Annotated in this window: 14 protein-coding genes; 7 read left to right on the top strand and 7 right to left on the bottom strand. The window is 69.0% G+C overall.

Annotated features, from left to right (window positions below):
- The first annotated feature begins 71 nt into the window (after positions 1-71).
- Both JHL17_RS34975 and JHL17_RS34970 read left to right on the top strand, forming a co-directional pair.
- Positions 72-575: a pyridoxamine 5'-phosphate oxidase family protein gene (locus tag JHL17_RS34975; RefSeq protein ID WP_200199264.1), complete on the top strand. Its 504-nt coding sequence runs from the start codon at positions 72-74 to the stop codon at positions 573-575.
- Positions 572-1,933 (top strand): GAF domain-containing protein, encoded by a 1,362-nt coding sequence (locus tag JHL17_RS34970; RefSeq protein ID WP_200199263.1) that lies wholly within the window; start codon positions 572-574, stop codon positions 1,931-1,933. The genes JHL17_RS34975 and JHL17_RS34970 overlap by 4 nt, the downstream gene beginning before the upstream one ends.
- Before the next feature lie 51 nt (positions 1,934-1,984).
- Here JHL17_RS34970 and JHL17_RS34965 read toward each other — a convergent pair whose 3' ends face one another.
- A complete protein-coding gene (locus JHL17_RS34965; protein WP_200199262.1) occupies positions 1,985-3,010 on the bottom strand; it encodes a hypothetical protein in 1,026 nt (341 codons plus the stop codon).
- 201 nt (positions 3,011-3,211) lie between these two features.
- Between JHL17_RS34965 and JHL17_RS34960 the strand changes: the two genes are divergently transcribed.
- Positions 3,212-4,540: a GH1 family beta-glucosidase gene (locus JHL17_RS34960; RefSeq protein WP_200199261.1), complete on the top strand. Its 1,329-nt coding sequence runs from the start codon at positions 3,212-3,214 to the stop codon at positions 4,538-4,540.
- 177 nt (positions 4,541-4,717) lie between these two features.
- On the opposite strand, the gene hutU is transcribed toward JHL17_RS34960, so the two are convergent.
- From hutU to hutI, 3 genes are all read right to left on the bottom strand, one after another.
- Positions 4,718-6,400 (bottom strand): urocanate hydratase, encoded by a 1,683-nt coding sequence (gene hutU, locus JHL17_RS34955; protein WP_200199260.1) that lies wholly within the window; start codon positions 6,398-6,400, stop codon positions 4,718-4,720.
- Positions 6,401-6,588: 188 nt separating this feature from the next.
- Positions 6,589-7,317 carry a histidine utilization transcriptional repressor HutC gene (gene hutC, locus JHL17_RS34950; protein WP_200199259.1) on the bottom strand — a complete coding sequence of 243 codons (729 nt, stop codon included), beginning with the start codon at positions 7,315-7,317 and terminating at the stop codon, positions 6,589-6,591.
- Positions 7,314-8,567 carry an imidazolonepropionase gene (gene hutI, locus JHL17_RS34945; RefSeq protein ID WP_200199258.1) on the bottom strand — a complete coding sequence of 418 codons (1,254 nt, stop codon included), beginning with the start codon at positions 8,565-8,567 and terminating at the stop codon, positions 7,314-7,316. The genes hutC and hutI overlap by 4 nt, the downstream gene beginning before the upstream one ends.
- A 251-nt stretch (positions 8,568-8,818) precedes the next feature.
- Here hutI and JHL17_RS34940 point away from each other — a divergent pair, with 251 nt between their 5' ends.
- From JHL17_RS34940 to hutG, 3 genes are read left to right on the top strand one after another with little or no spacing between them, the layout of a single operon-like run.
- Entirely contained in the window at positions 8,819-10,183 is a 1,365-nt protein-coding gene (locus JHL17_RS34940) for a formimidoylglutamate deiminase (protein ID WP_200199257.1), read from the top strand.
- Positions 10,180-11,718, top strand: a complete 1,539-nt coding sequence (hutH, locus tag JHL17_RS34935) for a histidine ammonia-lyase (protein ID WP_200199256.1) — start codon at positions 10,180-10,182, stop codon at positions 11,716-11,718. Before JHL17_RS34940 ends, hutH begins: the two co-directional genes overlap by 4 nt.
- Positions 11,715-12,530, top strand: coding sequence for an N-formylglutamate deformylase (gene hutG, locus JHL17_RS34930; protein WP_200199255.1), 816 nt, complete (start codon positions 11,715-11,717; stop codon positions 12,528-12,530). Before hutH ends, hutG begins: the two co-directional genes overlap by 4 nt.
- A gap of 56 nt (positions 12,531-12,586) precedes the next feature.
- Here hutG and JHL17_RS34925 read toward each other — a convergent pair whose 3' ends face one another.
- Both JHL17_RS34925 and JHL17_RS34920 read right to left on the bottom strand, forming a co-directional pair.
- Entirely contained in the window at positions 12,587-12,838 is a 252-nt protein-coding gene (locus JHL17_RS34925) for a pilus assembly protein HicB (RefSeq protein WP_200199254.1), read from the bottom strand.
- Positions 12,835-13,260, bottom strand: a complete 426-nt coding sequence (locus JHL17_RS34920; protein ID WP_200199253.1) for a putative toxin-antitoxin system toxin component, PIN family — start codon at positions 13,258-13,260, stop codon at positions 12,835-12,837. Before JHL17_RS34920 ends, JHL17_RS34925 begins: the two co-directional genes overlap by 4 nt.
- Positions 13,261-13,432: 172 nt before the next feature.
- Between JHL17_RS34920 and JHL17_RS34915 the strand changes: the two genes are divergently transcribed.
- Positions 13,433-14,086 carry a phosphatase PAP2 family protein gene (locus JHL17_RS34915; protein WP_200199252.1) on the top strand — a complete coding sequence of 218 codons (654 nt, stop codon included), beginning with the start codon at positions 13,433-13,435 and terminating at the stop codon, positions 14,084-14,086.
- A 15-nt stretch (positions 14,087-14,101) separates the two neighbouring features.
- Here the strand turns inward: JHL17_RS34915 and JHL17_RS34910 are convergent, their stop codons facing one another.
- A complete protein-coding gene (locus tag JHL17_RS34910; RefSeq protein WP_200199251.1) occupies positions 14,102-15,334 on the bottom strand; it encodes a plasmid replication protein in 1,233 nt (410 codons plus the stop codon).
- Positions 15,335-15,679 lie beyond the last annotated feature (345 nt).

Genomic DNA, 15,679 nt, shown 5'->3' with positions numbered 1-15,679 from the left:
ATCGGTTGGTTTGCCGACGGCCCGGCACCGTTGCTATGCTGACGTCTGGTCGGCAACGCGGAGGGGCGGGCGTGGCGGAGCCGGACGGATTTCGGCAGGAAACGGGGCTGGATGCTGCGGTCCTGCGCTTCCTGGACCGCAGTCTCAGCGTCAATGTCGCGACCAGCGACCCTGCCGGCCGCCCGCTGGTCGGGCGAGCCGTGGCGGCCCGGACGAAGGCCGGGGGAGAGCGGCTGAGCGTGCTGATCGACGGGCGCGCCAATGCCGCCCTGGTCACGGCCGTCGCCGAGACCGGCCGGCTGGCCGTGGTCATTTCCGAACCCAGCACCCACCGCTCGCTGCAGATCAAGGGCGAAGGCGCCGTCGTGGCCGCTCCGACGGCGGAAGAGGCTGCGCTGGCCGGCCCCTATCTCGACGGTTTCGTCGCCAAATTGACCGGCATCGGCTTCACCGAGTCCTTCGTGCGGGCGGTGATGGCCTTCGATCCGGCCGATCTGGTGGCGCTGCATCTCCGCCCATCCGCCGTCTTCGATCAGACGCCGGGGCCGCGGGCCGGCGAACGGATCCCGGCATGAACGATCTGACCCTCGACGCGATCCGCGACTGCCTGGAGGGCGTCATTCCCGGCACCATCGCCACCGCGGCGGCGGACGGCACGCCCAACGTCTCGCAGCTGTCGCAGGTCCATTACGTCGATCCCTACCACATCGCCTTGTCCTACCAGTTCTTCAACAAGACGCGCTCCAACATCCTGGCCAATCCGGACGCCCAGCTGGAGATCATCGATCCGTCCACCGGGGCGCAATACCGGCTGCGGCTGGCCTATCTGCGCACCGAGACCGACGGGCCGCTGTTCGAAAGCATGAAGGCGAAGCTGTCGGGCATCGCCTCCCATGTCGGGATGGCGGCGGTGTTCCGGCTGCGCGGCGCCGACCTGTTCCGGGTGACTGCGATCGAGGCGGTTTCCGGCGGGCGCCCCCTGCCCGCGCGCCTGCGGCCGCGAAACCTGCTGTCGGCCGTCCGGCGCGCCTGCGAGGGCCTGCACGGCTGCGCCGACCTGTCGGACCTGCTCGACCGCGTCTTCGCGGCCCTGCGCGATTTGTTCGGGGTGGAGCATGCGCTGATCCTGCTGCCCGACGCCGTCACCGGCCGGCTGTTCGCCGTGGCGGCCCTGGGCTACGAGGCCATCGGCCGCGGCAGCGGCATCGGCTGGGAGGTGACGCCCGGCGACGGGGTGATCGGCATGGCGGCGCGCGAACAGGTGCCGATCCGCATCACCCACATGACCACCGACGTCGCCTACAGCATGGCGATGCGGGAGGGAACGGAAGCCGGGTCGCTGCGCGAGATTCCCTTCCCCGGGCTGGAGCGGCCGCACAGCCAGCTGGCGGTGCCGATCCTGACCCATGCGGCGGGCGACGCCCGTGGTGCGTTGGCCGGCGTGCTGTTCGTCGAGAGCGTGCAGGAGATGCGCTTCACCTATGACGACGAGGATGCTCTGGCGACGCTCGCGGCACAACTGGGCGTCCTGATGCGCGGCCTGCCGGCAGCGCATGGCGGAGAGGTGGAGGATGCACCAGCCCCGGCCGCCAGGCCGCCCGCCGGCAGCGCACCGCTCACCGTGCGCCATTACGCCACCGACGACAGCGTCTTCCTCGACCATGATTACCTGATCAAGGGGGTGGCCGGCGCTATCCTGTGGAAGCTGGTGCGCGACCATACCGCGCTTGGCCGCACCGACTTCACCAACCGCGAATTGCGGCTGGCGCCCGACATCCCGCTGCCCGACTTCGCCGAGAACCTGGAGGCGCGGTTGATCCTGCTGCAACGCCGGCTGTCCGAGCGCTGCGGCTCCCTGCGCATTGAGAAGACCGGCCGGGGCCGTTTCCGCCTGCTGGTGGAAAAGCCCCTGCTTCTGGAAGAGATGCAGTGAGGGAGGCGCTTCGGGAGGCGGTATCCGGCCGCCGACGAAGCGCCTCCGGTCTCAGTCCTCGGTGACGCGGCGGCAGCGGCGCTTGATCAGGGCGACCGCTTCTTCCGCACGCTCCCCGGTCAGATCGAAGATCCGTTCGTCCAGCAGCACCCCGTCGGAGTTGTAGGCCAGCACCTGCATGCCCGTCGGCGTGCCGCTGACCGTCACGTCGAGGATGCCGTCGCCGGTCTCGTTGCCGGCGATGTCGAGGAAGTCGTTGACCTCGTCGAAATTGGCATCCACATCGTCCGGCCAGACGCCTTCCGCGGTGAAGTCCAGCAGGTCGTTCAGCCCGCCGACCGGCTCGCAGCGCTTCACCCGCGGATCGGCGGATGCTACCGCTTCGGCGAAGGCGACCATCGACTGGCGGATACGCTCCTGCTCGATCGGGTCGATCTCCAGCTCCTGGCCCTCGCCGGCGAAGCCGAGATTGAGCGGGTCGGGCATCGCCTCGCCGTTCTGCTCGGCATCCTCCTCGATCACCAGACCGACGACGCCGACCAGGCGGAGACCGCCGTCGTCGGGAGCGGCAACCAGATCCTGCTCGCGCACGAAGGTCTCCGCCGCTTCGGGCGACTCGATCAGGCGGCGCAGCAGGGTGCGGCGGTCGGCCGCCTCCAGATAGGACAGCGGCTCCGGATCCAGCCACAGCGGCAGCAGCCGCATGTCGGCCGCCTTTTCCAGCAGGCCGGCCGAATCGAGCGCGCGTTCGATGGCGTCGGTCGACGGCGGTTGGTCCAACCGGCCCTCGACCTCCAGCGCCACCCAGAACAGGGTGGACAGGGTGGGGTCGCCCTGCTCGTCGGTGCTCTGCGCCGTCTCGGAGAAGGCCTCGACCTCGTCCATGAAGTCGTAGCTCTCCTCTTCGCGCAGCTTGCCCACCGCGGCTTCGATCACACCCTGGCGGTTACCGTCCAGCACCTCGTCCAGCAGGGCGCCGAAGCGCTCGTCGTTGTTGCGCCACAGCCGGACCAGCCGGTCGGCCGGGGTCCCGCTGAACTGGCCGCCCTTGCCGTTGACTCCGTCCTTCTTCGCCATGATGCGCCCGTTCCTTTCTGGTATCGCTCGTCCAATTGGCGTGACCATAGGAGCGCCGCGCCGTCCTGTCGACCGCGATATGGTGACGGATTACCCGGCGGATGGCGGTGCCTTGCGCGCCCCGCCGCAGCGACGAAAGGCCCCTTCCTCCCGGACGGGAAAGGGGTAGGATTCGCGGCTTCCTTCCTCGGGTGATCCGCCATGGCCGAACGTCCGGTTTTCCCAAAAAACTTCCTGTGGGGCGCCTCCACCTCCGCCTATCAGATCGAGGGTGGGGCCGAGGCCGACGGGCGGGCACCCAGCATCTGGGACAGTTTCTGCAAGCTGAAGGGCCGGGTCGACAACGGCGACAGCGGCGACGTCGCCTGCGACCACTACCGCCTGATGCCGCAGGACGTGGATCTGATGGCCGGGCTGGGGTTGCAGGCCTACCGCTTCTCCGTCTCCTGGCCGCGGGTGCTGCCGCGCGGACGCGGAGCGCCGAACGGGGCGGGGCTGGATTTCTACGACCGGCTGATCGACCGGCTGCTGGAAAAGGGGATCGAGCCCTGGCTCTGCCTCTATCACTGGGACCTGCCGCAGGCCTTGCAGGACCTGGGCGGCTGGGCCACCCGCGACAGCATCGGCTGGTTCGAGGATTACGCCGCCCTCTGCGCCCGGCGCTATGGCGACCGGGTCAAGCGCTGGGCCACCTTCAACGAGTTCTCGGTCTTCACCCTGTTCGGCTGGGCCTTCGGCTGGGGGGCGCCCAGCATCGCCGACCGCGCCACCCACCTGAAGGTGATCCACCACGTCAACCTCGCCCATGGCGCCGGGGTGGACGTGCTGCGGGCGCTGGTGGCGGATGCCTCCATCGGCGCCGTGCACAGCGTCCAGCCGATGCGGCCCGAGACCGACCGGCCGGAGGATGTCGAGGCGGCGGCCCTGTTCGACGAGCATTGGAACCGCGCCTTCCCCGATGCGCAGCTGCGCGCCCATTACCCGCGCCGCATCGCCGAGGCCATCGAACCTTATGTCCAGCCCGGCGACATGGCCCGCATCGCCCGGCCGGTGGACTGGTTCGGGTTGAACCATTACGCCCCGGTCTATGGCCGCCGGGACGACAGCCTGATCTGGGGCTTCGGCTTCGGCTCGCCGCCGCCGGGGATGAAGCGGACGGCCATCGACTGGCCCTACGATCCCGGCTGTTTCCGCGACACGCTGCTGGACCTGACCCGGCGCTACCGGTTGCCGATCTACGTCACCGAGAACGGCTACGGCACCAAGGCGGCGGAGACGCCCGACGCCAAGGGCCGCGTCGTCGATGCGGAGCGGCTGTCCTACCTCCAGGCCTACATCGCCGCGATGGCGGAGGCGAAGCGGCTGGGGGCCGATGTGCGCGGCTATTTCGTCTGGTCGCTGCTGGACAATTTCGAATGGGGCGGCGGCTATGGCACCCGCTTCGGCATCGTCCGGGTCGATTTCAAAACCCAGGCGCGGATCCCGAAGGAATCCGCGCGCTGGTATTCGGATTTGATCCGGGGGGCGTGAGGAAAAAGCCCTCTCCCGCCCCGGGAGAGGGAGGGGACCCACGAAGTGGGGAGGGTGAGGGGTTGGTCAAGACTCAGGGAGCGCATGGTTCCTTGCACCACCCTCACCCTTCCCAAGCTCCGCTTGGGCCCCTTCCCTCTCCCGGGACGGGAGAGGGAGATTCTCCTCCCTCCCCGCCTACTTCAAAAACGGCAGGTTCAGCCCCTGCTCCTTGGCGCAGTCGATGGCGATGTCATAGCCGGCGTCGGCATGGCGCATCACGCCGGTGGCCGGGTCGTTCCACAGCACGCGCTCCAGCCGCTTGGCCGCCGCGTCGCTGCCGTCGCAGACGATGACCATGCCCGAATGCTGCGAGAAGCCCATGCCGACGCCGCCGCCATGGTGCAGGCTGACCCAGGTCGCCCCGCTGGCGGTGTTCAGCAGCGCGTTCAGCAGCGGCCAGTCCGACACGGCGTCGGTGCCGTCCTTCATCGCCTCGGTCTCGCGGTTCGGGCTGGCGACCGAGCCGCTGTCGAGATGGTCGCGGCCGATGACGATGGGGGCCTTCAGCTCGCCCGACTTCACCATCTCGTTGAAGGCGAGGCCGAGGCGGTGGCGCTGCCCGAGGCCCACCCAGCAGATGCGCGCCGGCAGACCCTGGAACTGGATGCGCTTGGCCGCCATGTCGAGCCAGTTGTGCAGGTGCGGATCGTCGGGGATCAGCTCCTTCACCTTGGCGTCGGTCTTGCGGATGTCCTCCGGGTCGCCCGACAGCGCCGCCCAGCGGAAGGGACCGATGCCGCGGCAGAACAGCGGACGGATATAGGCGGGAACGAAGCCGGGGAAGTCGAAGGCGTTCTCCAGCCCCTCCTCCTTCGCCATCTGCCGGATGTTGTTGCCGTAATCGACGGTCGGGATGCCCATGGCGTGGAAGGCCAGCATCGCCTCCACCTGCACCCGCATCGACTTGCGGGCGGCGGCGGCCACCGCGGCCGGCTGGCTTTCGCGGGCGGTCTCCCACTCCTCCAGCGTCCAGCCCTGCGGCAGGTAGCCGTTCACCGGATCATGGGCGGAGGTCTGGTCGGTGACGATGTGCGGCCGGGCCTTGATGTCGGTTTCGGCGCGGCGCGCCAGTTCCGGGAAGACGTCGGCGGCGTTGCCGAGCAGGCCGACGGAGATCGCCTCGCCCTTGGCGCAGGCCTCGTCGATCCAGCTCAGCGCCTCGTCGAGGTCGGCGGTGTGGCGGTCGAGATAGCCGGTGCGGATGCGCATCTCGATGCTGCTGGGACGGCATTCGACCGCCAGCATGCAGGCGCCGGCCATGGTGGCGGCCAGCGGCTGCGCCCCGCCCATGCCGCCGAGGCCGCCGGTCAGGATCCACTTGCCCTTCAGGTCGCCGTTGTAATGCTGGCGCCCGGCCTCGACGAAGGTCTCGTAGGTGCCCTGCACGATGCCCTGGCTGCCGATGTAGATCCAGCTGCCGGCGGTCATCTGGCCGTACATCGCCAGACCCTTGCGGTCCAGCTCGTTGAAATGCTCCCAGGTCGCCCAGCGCGGCACCAGGTTGGAGTTGGCGATCAGCACGCGCGGCGCGTCGGCATGGGTGCGGAAGACGCCGACCGGCTTGCCCGACTGGACCAGCAGGGTCTCGTCGTCGTTGAGAGTCTTCAGCGCCGAGACGATGCGGTCGAAGCTCTCCCAGTCGCGGGCGGCGCGGCCGATGCCGCCATAGACGACCAGCTCCTGCGGCCGTTCGGCGACGTCGGGGTCGAGGTTGTTCATCAGCATGCGCATCGGCGCCTCGGCGAGCCAGCTCTTGCAGCTCAGTTCGGGGCCGTGCGGGGCACGGATGACGCGCTGGTTGTCGAGGCGGGATGACATGGGGGAATGGCTCCTGGTGGGAGGGATGTGCGTTTGGTGCTGACTCTTGCCCCCACCCCGACCCTCCCCCGCTCTCGGCCGGCCAAAGGCCGGTCCGATCGCGGGGGAGGGAGTGAGTGCTGATGCGGGAGGGTGGCGGCAGTCCCTCCCCCGCCCAGCGGGGGAGGTTAGGTGGGGGTCTAACGTTGCTAAGGCGGCGGTAACTGGAATCGCGCGCCCAGCCGGTAGCGGCTGCCGGGATGGACCAGCATCGCCACCGTCACCACTCGTCCGCCGACCCAGGTGCGGCGGGTCACGCGCAGGCAGGGCTCGGTGACGGGAATGTCGAGCAGCCGGGCGATCTCCGCCGTCGGCGACACCGCTTCGATGACATGCTCGACCTGCGGCGAGGACTCCAGCCGGATCAGGTATTCGCCCGGTGTCTGGCGGGTGAAGTCCTGGTCCAGATAGTCGGGCGCCACCGCCGGGTTGACCCAGCGTTCCTCCAGCTGGACCGGCACGTCGCTTTCGCTGTGGACGACGATGGAATGGAACAGCCTCGCCCCGACCGGCAGGTTGAAGCGGCGGGCCAGCCCGGCATCGGCGGCAACCGCGAGCAATTGCTCCACCCGGCAGGCGTGGACGTTGCCGCGCTCGGCGATCTCGTCGGCGATGCTGCGCAGTTCCACCACGTCGGTGCTGGGCGGCCGTTCGGCGACGAAGGTGCCCAGACCCTGCACACGGGTCAGCAGCCCCTCGTCGGTCAGGTCGCGCAGCGCGCGGTGGACCGTCATGCGGCTGACCGAGAATTCCTCCAGCAGCCTGTGCTCCGACGGAATCTGGAAACCTTCGGGCCAGTCGCCGGAGCTGATCCGGCGGCGGATGGCCTCCTTGATCTGGGCGTAGCGCGGCTGGGCGGTGGAGATGGTGTCGCTCATGCGACCTCCGCTTCGACGCGCGGCTTGCGGACCACCCCGCCATTGACCACCGCCATGCAGGGGTTGAGGCCGATGGCGTAGGCGAGTTCCGCCGGATGCTCGATGCGCCAGACCGCCAGGTCGGCGCGCAGGCCGGGCGCGATCATGCCGCGGTCGTCCAGCCCCAGGGCCTTCGCCGCATGGCGGGTGATGCCGGCCAGCGCCTCCGCCGGGGTCAGGCGGAAGAAGGTGCAGCCCATCGACAGCATCAGCAGCAGCGAGGTCACCGGCGAGGTGCCGGGGTTGTTGTCGGTGGACAGCGCCATCGCCACGCCATGGCGGCGCAGCAGCTCGATCGGCGGCAGCTTGGTCTCGCGCAGGGCGTAGAAGGCGCCGGGCAGCAGAACCGCGACCGTGCCGGCCTTGGCCATGGCGACGACGCCGTCCTCGTCCAAATGCTCGATGTGGTCGGCCGACAGCCCGCCGAACTCCGCCACCAGCCGGGCGCCGCCGAGATTGCTCAGCTGTTCGGCATGTAGCTTCACCGGCAGGCCGAGCCGCTTCGCCGTCTCGAACACCCGGCGGGTCTGGGCGACGGAGAAGCCGATCCCCTCGCAGAAGGCGTCTACCGCATCGGCCAGCCCGGCTTCGGCGACGGCCGGCAGCGTCTCGGCGCAGATGCGGTCGATGTAGCCGTCGGGGTCGTTCTTGAACTCCGGCGGCAGGGCGTGGGCGCCGAGATAGGTGGTGCGCACCTCCACCGGACGGACCTGAGCCAGCCGGCGGGCGACGCACAGCATGCGCGTCTCGGTTTCGGTGTCGAGGCCATAGCCGGACTTCACCTCCACCGTCGTCACGCCCTCGGCCAGCAGGCTATCGAGCCGCGGCAGGCTGGCGGCGAGAAGCTGGTCCTCCGTGGCGGCGCGGGTGGCGGTGACGGTGGACAGGATGCCGCCGCCGGCCCGCGCGATCTCCTCATAGGTGGCGCCGTTCAACCGCATCTCGAACTCGCGGGCACGGTTGCCGCCATGGACGAGGTGGGTGTGGCAGTCGATCAGGCCGGGGGTCATCCAGCCGCCCTGCCCCGAATGGACCTCGGTCGCCAGCGCGTCCGGCGCATCGGTCAGGTCGGCGCGGCGGCCGACGAAGGCGATGCGGCCGTCCTTGATGCCCACCGCCGCATTGGCGATGGCGCCGTAGCCGTCGGCCTCGCCCATCGTGGCAACGGACAGGTCGATCCACAGGGAATCCCACGGCGCGCTGGTCGGCATCGGTTCGTCTCCTTTGAGACTCCCTCTCCCGCCCCGGGAGAGGGAAGGGGCCCAAGCAAAGCTTGGGAAGGGTGAGGGGTAGCGCAAGGAACCATGCGCTTCGGGATTCTTGGCATCCCCCTCACCCTCCCCGCCTCCGGCGGGTCCCCTCCCTCTCCCGGGGCGGGAGAGGGAAAGTTTGTACCGCAACCCTCTTGGCAGCAGGTTGCCTATACTTGTATAGTGTTGTCTATAATAGCGAGGACGCCCCCATGAGCAACCTGTTTTTTACCTCGGCGTTGCTGCCGGACGGCTGGGCGGAGAACGTGCTGGTCGAGACGGACGGACGCGGGCGGATCGTCTCGGCGATGCCCGATGCCGCCTGCCCGGCCGATGCGGAGCGCTTCGCCGGAGCAGCGGTCGCCGGCATTGCCAATTTGCATTCCCACGCCCACCAGCGCGCCATCGCCGGGATGGGCGAATCCTCCGGCGAGGGGTCGGACAGCTTCTGGAGCTGGCGCGAGGTGATGTACCGCGCGCTCGACCGCATGGCCCCGGAGGATTTCGAGGCGGTCGCCGCCCAGCTCTATGTCGAGACGCTGAAGGCCGGCTTCACCGCCATCGCCGAATTCCATTACCTGCACCACGACCGCGACGGCGGCGCCTACGCCGACCCGGCGGAGATGAGCCACCGCGCCATTGCCGCCGCGCGGACCGCCGGACTGCCGATCACGCTGCTGCCGGTGCTCTACAACGCCTCGGGCTTCGGCGGCACGCCGCCGACCGCCGGGCAGCGCCGCTTCATCCATGACGGGGCAGGGTTCGACCGGCTGACCACGGCGCTGCGCCACAGCTATGGCGAAGCAGACGACGTCCAACTCGGCATCGCCCCGCATTCGCTGCGCGCCGTGCCGGACGGGTTGCTGACCGAGATCGTCGCCGCCCATCCGCAAGGCCCGATCCACATCCACATCGCCGAGCAGCGCCGGGAGGTCGAGGATTGCGTCGCCTACCGCAGCCGCCGCCCGGTGGAGCATCTGCTCGACACCCAGCCGGTGGACGGCCGCTGGTGCCTGATCCACGCCACCCACATGACCGAAGCCGAGGTGGCGGGCGTCGCCGCCAGCGGCGCCATCGCCGGGCTTTGCCTGACCACCGAGGCCAATCTCGGCGACGGCTTCTTCGCCGCCGACTCCTATATGGCGCAGGGCGGCCGCTGGGGCATCGGCTCCGACAGCCACATCTCCGTCAGCCCGGTCGAGGAGTTGCGCTGGCTGGAGTACGGCGCGCGGCTGACCAGCGAACGGCGCACCGTGCTGGCCGGCGGTCCCCGCCGCTCCACCGCCCGCCGGCTGGTGGAGGACGCCCAGGCCGGCGGCGCGCAGGCGACCGGCTTCGAGTCCGGGCGCATCGCCGCCGGCCTCCGCGCCGATATCGTCGTGCTCGACACCGACCACCCGCTGCTGGCGGCGCGTGAGGGCGACGCGCTGCTGGACGGCTGGATCTTCGCCGGAAACACCCCCCTCGTCCGGGACGTGGTGATCGCCGGACGCGCCGTCGTCCGCGATCGTCGCCACCCGCGCGAGGACGAGATCGCCGACCGCTTCAAAAAGACACTTGGGAGACTTCTGGGATGAGCGAGACCATCACTCTGGTTCCGGGCGCGCTGTCGCTCGACACGCTGCGCAGCATCTACCGCGACCGTCCGGCCCTGACGCTCGACCCGGCGGCCTATCCGCGGATGGAGCGCTCGCGCGCGCTGATCGATAAGATCGCCGGCGGCGACGAGGCGGTCTACGGCGTCAATACCGGCTTCGGCAAGCTGGCCCACACCCACATCGCGGCGAGCGACCTGGAAAAGCTGCAACGCAACCTGATCCTGTCGCACGCCACCGGCGTCGGCGCCCCGCTGGCCGATGGCGTGGTGCGGCTGATCCTGGTCATCAAGGCGGTCAGCCTCGCCGTCGGCGCGTCCGGCGTCCGTCCGGCGCTGGTCGATGCGCTGCTGAAGCTCTATCAGGCCGATGTACTGCCGGTGGTGCCGGGCAAGGGTTCCGTCGGCGCGTCGGGCGATCTGGCGCCGCTGGCCCATCTGTGCGGCGTGCTACTCGGTATCGGCCATGTCCGGGTCAAGGGCGAGACCCTGCCGGCGGAGGAGGGGCTGCGCATCGCCGGGCTGCCGGTCTTCGACCTGAAGGCCAAGGAAGGTCTGGCGCTGATCAACGGCACCCAGGTCTCGACCGGCCTGGCGCTCGCCGGCCTGTTCGAGATCGAGCGCACCTTCAAGGCGGCGCTGGTCGCCGGCTCCCTGTCGGTTGAGGCGGTGATGGGCAGCCACCGGCCCTTCGACGCCCGCATCAGCGCGCTGCGCGGCCAACCCGGCCAGATCGCCGTCGCCGCCGCCTTCCGCGACATGCTGGCCGGCAGCGAGTTGAACGCCAGCCACCAGGGCCCCGACTGCCACCGGGTGCAGGACCCCTACAGCCTGCGCTGCCAGCCGCAGGTGATGGGCGCGGTGCTCGACCAGATGCGGCAGGCGGCGCGCACGCTGGTGATCGAAGCCAACGGAGTCACCGACAACCCGCTGGTTCTGGTCGACACCGAAGAGGTGCTATCCGGCGGCAACTTCCACGCGGAGCCGGTGGCGATGGCCGCCGACCAGCTCGCCATCGCCGCGTCGGAGATCGGCGCGCTCGCCGAACGCCGCATCGCCATGCTGATCGACACCACCATCAGCGGCCTGCCGCCCTTCCTGGTGGCGGAGCCGGGGCTGAACTCCGGCTTCATGATCGCCCACGTCACCGCCGCCGCCCTGGCGTCGGAGAACAAGACGCTGGCCCACCCCGCCAGCGTCGACAGCCTGCCGACCTCCGCCAACCAGGAGGACCATGTCAGCATGGCGACCTTCGCGGCACGGCGGCTGGGCGACATCGCCGGCAATGTCGCCGACATCGTCGGTATAGAGCTTTTGGCCGCGATTCAGGGGCTGGAGTTCCATCGCCCGCTGAAGACCACGGAACGGCTGGAGCAGGCCATCGCCACCATCCGCGCCCAGGTGCCGCGCTACGAGGTCGACCGCTACTTCGCCCCGGATCTGGCCGCCATCGGCGCCCTGGTGCGCGACGGGTCGCTCGACCATCTGATGCCGGTATCCCTGGAGACCGCACAATGAGCGACACCATCTTCGATCTGGTGCAAGGCGACGGCCCGCTGGTCATCAGCATGCCCCATTGCGGCACCGAACTGTCCCCCGGTCTGGCCGATCGGCTGACGGAAGAGGCGCTGACCCTGCGCGACACCGACTGGCACATCCCGCGCCTGTACGGTTTCGCTGGCGGCATGGGCGCGACGCTGATCAGCGCCCGCTATTCCCGCTATGTCGTCGACCTCAACCGGTCCTCGACCGGCGAGAGCCTCTATCCCGGACAGGCGACCACCGGCCTGTGCCCGGACGTATTGTTCGACGGCACGCCGCTTTACCGCGAGGGTCGGGCGCCCGACGCGGCCGAGGTGGCGCAGCGGGTGGAGGGCTACTGGCGGCCCTACCACGACGCTCTTGCGGCGGAACTGGCGCGGGTGAAGGAGCGCCACGGCTTCGCCCTGCTCTATGACGCCCATTCGATCCGCAGCCATGTGCCGCGCCTGTTCGATGGCCGGCTGCCCGACCTGAACCTCGGCACCGCGCGGGGCACCAGCGCCGATCCGGGTCTGATCGCCGGTGTCGTTGCGGCGATGGAACGCGCCTCGGCGGCGGAGGGGCTGACCTGCGTCGCCGACGGCCGCTTCGTCGGCGGCCACATCACCCGCCATTTCGGCCGTCCGGCCGACAACGTCCATGCCTTGCAGATGGAGCTGACCCAGGACAGCTACATGGACGAGGAGGCGCCGCCTTTCGCCTACCGCCCCGACCGGGCGGAAAAACTGCAACGGGTCCTGGCAGCGGTACTGGAGGCCTTCGCCGGCTGGCGGCCGGCGCAGGGCTGATCCCATCGTGACGGCATGGGGCGGCGCCGTTAGCCGGAGCCGCTTCCTTGCGGGTGTTACCGTTCCAGTTCGTCACCCGTCTGGGGCGGTCTGTCCGGCACCCGATCCAGGAATGACCGCAGGCCCGAGCCGGTCGCGGTATCGGCACGGGCCTTCAGGAAGGAGGCAGCCGTTTCAACGGCACCGACCTTCTCGGCCACAGCCGCGGCGATCCACTGGTTCAGTGACACGCCATCCTCACGGGCCAACCGGGCAGCGGCGTCCTTGACGGACGCGGGCAACTTGAGGGGATAGGTCGCCTTGCTCATAGCGTTACTCCTCGCAGGAACTCTGCCGGCCGAAGAACTGGTATGCCAAACCGCGGCGCGGCGCTGGCAAAGTCCCGGACGTTGTGGGTTACCAGAACGTCCGCCCGGCCGTTGACCGCCGCCTCCAGCACCATCTCGTCGGCCGGATCGGAAAGTTGGGGCCGCCATGTGAACCGCACGTCAACAGGCTCCAGAACTGCGGCCAATTCGCTGAGCAGCCCATCCAGATCCGCCTCGCTGAGTCCGTGAACCTCACGCTGCTCGGGCCGCTTCAACACCGCCTCGTATTCCAGGAACAGGGCGGTGGTCACCAACGCAATGAATTGTCCATCGGCAAGGAGACTCAGCACCGCAAAGGAGGCTCCCTGCCGGCTACGCAAGCCTGCGGTCAGAATGTTTGTGTCGAGAACAGCTCTCTTCATTCGAGTGATTATGGGTGGAACCCTTACGCAGGACAATGCAGATCACATCGTATGGGATGTCTTGTTGAGAGTGGAACATCGATCCGACAGGTTGGGGCATGGAACCGACCCCGCTTCCACCGCGTTCCCCTGCGGCGCCCATGCCAGGGCGCGAGGAGGCAGGGGATCGGTCTTGAGCGAAATCATAGACAGTGACTTCACCGCTGGCGTCATCGGCGACAGGAGCGGCATCGAGAATCCCGGCGGTGGCATCGGCTATGGCGGACGCCCCGCCCCCGCCGTCCTGCAACCCGCCCTGACAGCGGTCGATGCGCTGGACGCCCAGGTCCACGACATCGTCACCTGCGATCCGGGGCCGATGAGCCGCGTGCTGGCAACCGCGGGCCATTACGTCATAAAGCGGCCGGTCCTGATCCCCAGCTTCGCCATCGCCGGAATTGTCGGGCTGTTGACCGGGCAGGAGGATCTACGCCGCGCCGGCAGCGTCGGCGTCCTTGGGCTGGTGGCGACGGCGACCGCCAGCCGCTCAATCAAACGCTACGTCAAGCGCCGCCGTCCCGACGAATGCGCGCCGCGCCGGCGGCCGAAAAAGAAGATCAGCGCAAGGTCGCTGCCGTCGGGCCATGCCGCGAGCGCCTTCGCCGCGGCGACCGCACTCGCCACGGTCAGCCGGTCGCCGACGCAAAGTCTGATGATCTACGGAACTGCGGCGGCCCTGGCCAGCGGGCGGGTGGTCAAGCACCGGCATTGGGCATCCGACGTGCTGGCCGGCGCCCTGCTCGGGACCGCGGTCACGCTGCTGGCGCGGCGCCTGCTGACACGCTGACACCCCGGCGACGCGCTATTCCTTCGGTAGCGGCAAGGATGGCTGCTCCGGCTTGGCCGGGTCGGCCAGCCGCTTGGCCCGCTTGTGACGCATGTCCGCCACCTCGCCGGCTTTCAGGGGGACGAAACCGTCGGGGCGCATGGCGTTGCCGACGATCTGCTTGAGCAGGTCGATGTTGGTGATCTGCACGCGGCGGCCGCGGCGCACCTGATCCAGGAACTTCTGCGACGGCGCCAGCACATAATCGATGGCGTCGATGCGCTTGCCGACCTTGGTGTATTCCTTGTCGGCGACGTCGAGGATCCCCTCCTCCACCAGCGCATCGACGGCGGATGTCACCACCCGCAGCGTGTCGCGGCGGCGCGACCACTCGTTCATGCCGCTGTTCTTGATGATCTCGTCGGCGCTGATCGACACCGGCTTCGCCTCGTCGTCGGCGGTGTCGTATTCGATCGACAGGCGGTTGTAGAGCCAGCGCGACACCGGCGACTTCAGCTTCATCAGCCAAGCGTAAGAGACCGGCTTGAACTCCAGATCGCGGATGGCGGCGGAGACCAGCGGGTTGAACTCCAGGTAGGTCTCCTCGACCCCGCCGTCCTCGTCCACCAGATCCGGGCGCGAGCGGATTGCCAGCACCGGGAAGGCGGTCGATTCCAGCAGGTTCTGCCCGCGGCTCTTCTTCCCCGGTTCGGCGCTGCTGCCGGTCGAGATGATGATGCGGGAGCGCGCCAGGATGGTCAGCGATTCGCGGATGTCCTGGATCGACAGGGTGTGGTTGACCGCCCGCAGCTCCCGCTGGATCTCGTAGAGGCTGAAGCGCATCTGCACCTTGTCGCGGTTCTCGCCGGTCAGCGACAGGCGGGAGCGGTCCATGGCGAGGCGGCGGACGACCTGCTCCACCACCTGCTCGCGCTCCGACGGGAAGATCTCGACCTCGACCAGATCCGGTCCGCCGCCGGGCGCGCGGTCGTCCTTCTTCGCCGTGCTCAGCCGGTCGATACGGGCCGGCTGCACGGTCAGACGGTAGTTGCGGCCGCGGAAGGCGAACTCGCGCCGCACCGACTTGATGAAGTTGTCCTTGGTGACCAGCTCGCCCTTGTCCTTGGCCGCCTTTTCCTTGTCGTTGTCGCGGGAGACGAACACGAACCGCGGCGCCAGATCGTAGAGCGCGATCAGGTGCGATTGCGAACGGTCTTCCAGCTCGAACAGGATGAGTTGCGCGGCGCTGGTCGGGGCCATCTTGGTCATGAACGTCTCCGAGGGTCGGGAGTAACCATGGCGCGCCGGTCCCGCCGGTGCAACAGAACCCGGAGAAACTACCGCATCCGGGATGGAGCGACAGCCCGCGGATATGGTGCCGCACCCCGCGATGATGGAGCAACGGCCCGCAGTCATGGAGCGATAGCCCGCGATTGGGTCCCAAGCCGTGCCCTCCCGGGCCACAATCCCGCGACTCCTTGAAGAATCGGAGAGAATCGGCGCCCGGACATGGCCGGCCTGGGCAGCGGAACCGCGGGCTACCACTCCATGGGCATGTCGCGCGAGCGAGGGGACGGCGGAATTGTCCGCCGATCCCCCCGGGGCGGGCAATCG

Source organism: Azospirillum endophyticum (genome assembly GCF_016595245.1).
GTDB classification, from domain to species: domain Bacteria; phylum Pseudomonadota; class Alphaproteobacteria; order Azospirillales; family Azospirillaceae; genus Azospirillum; species Azospirillum endophyticum.
This window is presented reverse-complemented; position numbering and strand designations above follow the sequence as displayed.

Coding starts and splice junctions, on each gene's coding strand:
- JHL17_RS34970 (WP_200199263.1), top strand. CDS start 572: ATGAACGATCTGACCCTCGACGCGATCCGCGACTGCCTGGAGGGCGTC.
- JHL17_RS34965 (WP_200199262.1), bottom strand. CDS start 3,010: ATGGCGAAGAAGGACGGAGTCAACGGCAAGGGCGGCCAGTTCAGCGGG.
- JHL17_RS34960 (WP_200199261.1), top strand. CDS start 3,212: ATGGCCGAACGTCCGGTTTTCCCAAAAAACTTCCTGTGGGGCGCCTCC.
- hutU (WP_200199260.1), bottom strand. CDS start 6,400: ATGTCATCCCGCCTCGACAACCAGCGCGTCATCCGTGCCCCGCACGGC.
- hutC (WP_200199259.1), bottom strand. CDS start 7,317: ATGAGCGACACCATCTCCACCGCCCAGCCGCGCTACGCCCAGATCAAG.
- hutI (WP_200199258.1), bottom strand. CDS start 8,567: ATGCCGACCAGCGCGCCGTGGGATTCCCTGTGGATCGACCTGTCCGTT.
- JHL17_RS34940 (WP_200199257.1), top strand. CDS start 8,819: ATGAGCAACCTGTTTTTTACCTCGGCGTTGCTGCCGGACGGCTGGGCG.
- hutH (WP_200199256.1), top strand. CDS start 10,180: ATGAGCGAGACCATCACTCTGGTTCCGGGCGCGCTGTCGCTCGACACG.
- hutG (WP_200199255.1), top strand. CDS start 11,715: ATGAGCGACACCATCTTCGATCTGGTGCAAGGCGACGGCCCGCTGGTC.
- JHL17_RS34925 (WP_200199254.1), bottom strand. CDS start 12,838: ATGAGCAAGGCGACCTATCCCCTCAAGTTGCCCGCGTCCGTCAAGGAC.
- JHL17_RS34920 (WP_200199253.1), bottom strand. CDS start 13,260: ATGAAGAGAGCTGTTCTCGACACAAACATTCTGACCGCAGGCTTGCGT.
- JHL17_RS34910 (WP_200199251.1), bottom strand. CDS start 15,334: ATGACCAAGATGGCCCCGACCAGCGCCGCGCAACTCATCCTGTTCGAG.